Source organism: Microcoleus sp. C2D2 (assembly GCF_036702495.1).
Classification (GTDB): domain Bacteria; phylum Cyanobacteriota; class Cyanobacteriia; order Cyanobacteriales; family Microcoleaceae; genus Microcoleus.
Window position 1 is genome coordinate 1,472 of sequence record NZ_JAUBTO010000015.1, and the last position, 3,471, is coordinate 4,942.

Genomic DNA, 3,471 nt, shown 5'->3' on the forward strand with positions numbered 1-3,471 from the left:
TTCCTAAATTACGCAGTGCAGTGCCCCGATTGTTCCAGGCTTCGTATGAATCTGCTTTGATTTCTAAGGCTTTGTCGAAGGAGGAGATAGCTTCTTCCAATCTTCCTAAATTACGCAGTGCAGTGCCCCGATTGTTCCAGGCTTCGTATGAATCTGCTTTGATTTCTAAGGCTTTGTCGTAGGAGGCTATCGCTTCTTCCCATCTTCCTAAATTACGCAGTGCAATGCCCCGATTGTTCCAGGCTTCGTGTAAATCTGGTTTGATTTCTAAGGCTTTGTCGAAGGAGGCTATCGCTTCTTCCCATCTTCCTAAATTACGCAGTGCAATGCCCCGATTGTTCCAGGCTAGGTCATCATCAGGTTTGATTTCTAAGGCTTTATCGTAGGAGGCTATCGCTTCTTCCCATCTTTCTAAATTACGCAGTGGAATGCCCCGATTGTTCCAGGCTTCGTGTAAATGAGGTTTGATTTCTAAGGCTTTGTCGTAGTCGGCTATCGCATCTTCCCCTCTTCCTAAATTACCCAGTGCAATGCCCCGATTGTTCCAGGCTTGGTGATAATCAGATTTGATTTCTAAGGCTTTGTCGAAGGAGGCTATCGCTTCTTCCAATCTTCCTAAATTACCCAGTGCAATGCCCCGATTGTACCAGGCTTCATATGAATATGGTTTGAATTCTAAGGCTTTGTCGTAGTCGGCTATCGCTTCTTCCCCTCTTCCTAAATCATCCAGTACAATGCCCCGATTGTTCCAGGCAGCGTCATCATCAGGTTTGATTTCTAAGGCTTTGTCGTAGGAGGCTATCGCTTCTTCCAATCTTCCTAAATTACGCAGTGCAATGCCCAGATTGTTGCAGGCTTCGTATGAATCTGGTTTGATTTCTAAGGCTTTGTCGAAGGAGGCTATGGCTTCTTCCCCTCTTCCTAAATTACCTAGTGCAATGGCCCGATTGTTCCAGCCTTCGTGATAATCAGGTTTGAATTCTAAGGCTTTGTCGTAGGAGGCTATTGCATCTTCCAATCTTCCTAAATTATACAGTGCATTGCCCCGATTCTTCCAGGCTTCGTGATAATCAGGTTTGAATTCTAATAAGGCTTTGTCGAAGGAGGCTACCGCATCTTCCCATCTTCCTAAGTTACGCAGTGCATTGCCCCGATTGTACCAGGCTTCGTATTTATCTGGTTTAATTTCTAAGGCTTTGTCGTAGGAGGCGATAGCCTTTGCATATTCTTCCGTATAGCCATACAATAAACCTTGTTCATAAAACAATTCTGCTTGTTGTTCGGGTGTTTGCCCATCCTCATGAATTAATGATTGAATCCTCACCAATTCCCGTTTTCGTTCTTGGGGAGTCAAAGCTAGATAATCTTCTCGCTTCCATCTTTCGGAACAAGCCTGCCTTGATTCTAGTTGCAGCAGTTCTTTATCCATTGACAACTTAAATAAACTCGATCGCCAATCAAAGAAATCCGGGGCCCGCAGGATAAAATAATTAACTGCAAAACGAGGCAAAATAAACACAAAACAAATCTTAAAATCATCTCTAAACCTTTCCCGCTGCTGGTTTAAATTAATTAAAACAGGCGGCACACCCCGCCAACTATAAGAATAAATATCCTTGCTTTCCCATCCGATCTCTTTTTTTTCTTTTTCATATTCATAAAGTGAATATTCTAAGCCTTTCACAAACAGAATATTAATTGCATCTCGGTCTGGCAAATCTTTAATTAAGTTATAAAAATTATAAACAGACTTATCCAGCGGCAACACCTGAATCTTTTTCTGCGGCACATCTGCTTGAACTTTCGCAATCAAGCGTTCCCCTTCCGCCGGCAAACACTCAACAAACAACAACCGGAAACCATCTGTCCGTTTGAGAGTGCTTACCAGAGTTTGATATTCTTCCTCTGGTTCTGCTGGCGGTAAATCGGCATCCCAATCAATTATTTCTGCTGTCATGGCTGAAGTTGTGCAAGACAATCTTTAAATTGCTTAATTCCTTTAATCAGCGGGTGAACATCATACCAAGGCTGCATTTCTCCTTCTTCATCATAGTATCGGTATTCCAAAATACAGCGGCTAAACAATAAATTGCGGTGCTGTTCATCGTTCAGTATGCGCTGAGTTTTAGAGACTTTCGCTAAAATTTGCCATTCGCCTTCTTCAGGAGTTCTGCGGTAGACATCCCGCGCTTGAGTAATTGCCCTTTGCGCTGCTTTTGCAGTAATTGGCAAATCCTCGGTACGAGTTATTGCTTCTTGCATCATCAACAGCAAATTTCTGACGTGACCCCCACTCATCAAACACAGGCGTTCTAGAGTTTCTCGACTGTCAAACAATCCTGTTTCTAAAGATTGATCCGGATTTACTTGTTTTACCCGCTTTTCTATCAACTCTTTGATTTTAGCAAGTCCCGCTTCGTTGGTGCTGCCGTCAGGATTCTGCACCATAATCATCGGCAACACTTGCGGGTCGTTATAATTATTGATTAACTCAGTAGCGCGGTTAGAATACACCATAGAAATCGGTATGGTGTAAATGACATGACAATCTAAAGCTTTGAGTTGTTCGGTGCGGTCTAAAAAAATTTCGTCGAGATTGCTGCGTTTCCCGTCCTGGGAAAACGGCACAATTCGGTCTAAATTATCGGCAATCACTGCAAGTTGCGAAGGTTGAGCCGGCAAGTTTTTTTTAGCATCAATAATAAACTCATTCAGCGCATCAATCAGCGTCGTGGTGTGGGGATTAATTTTATCTCGAATTTGTTGGCGCAGACTCGGTACGGTTCTGACATTCGCGGTGAGTTTGGCAAACTGAGCAATTTGCGACTCTAAGCTCAATCTTTCAAAAGACACTTCGGTTAGGGCTAAATCTTTCACATCTTCCCACCTATCTCGCATCCAATCGCGTAAAGGTTTAGAGTTGGCATTTGTGAGCTCTTCTAACAAATGTCTGGTGCAAGCTAGCAAAATATCAGTATATTCTGTATCTTCGGGATTAATATCTTGGTCGTCAGCGGCGAAATAGACGACAAAGCAGCCTTGATTTTGCAAATATTCCTGAAGTCGCAGCAATTCTGTTGACTTTCCCGCACCGCGATGTCCAGCATACAACTGACAAGTCATTCGCTGCGATAGCTTAATCTTTCTGCCCAAATCTTCGATAATATCGCCATCTCCTCGCACTTCCCGACAGTCAACATACTGCGGATCTCCTGCTGGTAAAGGATAGAATGGGTCAAAAGCATTATAGAGGTTTGTTAGGAACTTTTCTGACTCTTGAGTCATAATTTGATATAATTTTTATATTTTTAAATTATTTTTTCAGCACTTACGCACTCGGACTAAAGAAACCGGGTTTTTTACCGAATCTGCGGGTGACAACTGAGATTTTTCACTATTATCGTGAACAGGCAAGATGCCTGTGAAGCGAAGAGTGAGTTTTCTTGTGGGGTGGGCAGGAGAACCCGCCCG

General features: G+C 43.0%; 2 protein-coding genes. Both read right to left on the reverse strand.

What is annotated here, in order from left to right; genetic code table 11:
- Positions 1-1,957 (reverse strand): tetratricopeptide repeat protein (locus QUB61_RS07455; protein WP_333189886.1); only part of this gene is annotated, 1,957 nt, incomplete at its 3' end.
- Complete coding sequence (locus QUB61_RS07460; protein WP_333125807.1) at positions 1,954-3,285, reverse strand: ATP-binding protein; 1,332 nt, start codon at positions 3,283-3,285, stop codon at positions 1,954-1,956. The genes QUB61_RS07460 and QUB61_RS07455, both read right to left, overlap by 4 nt.
- Between the last annotated feature and the right edge of the window lie 186 nt (positions 3,286-3,471).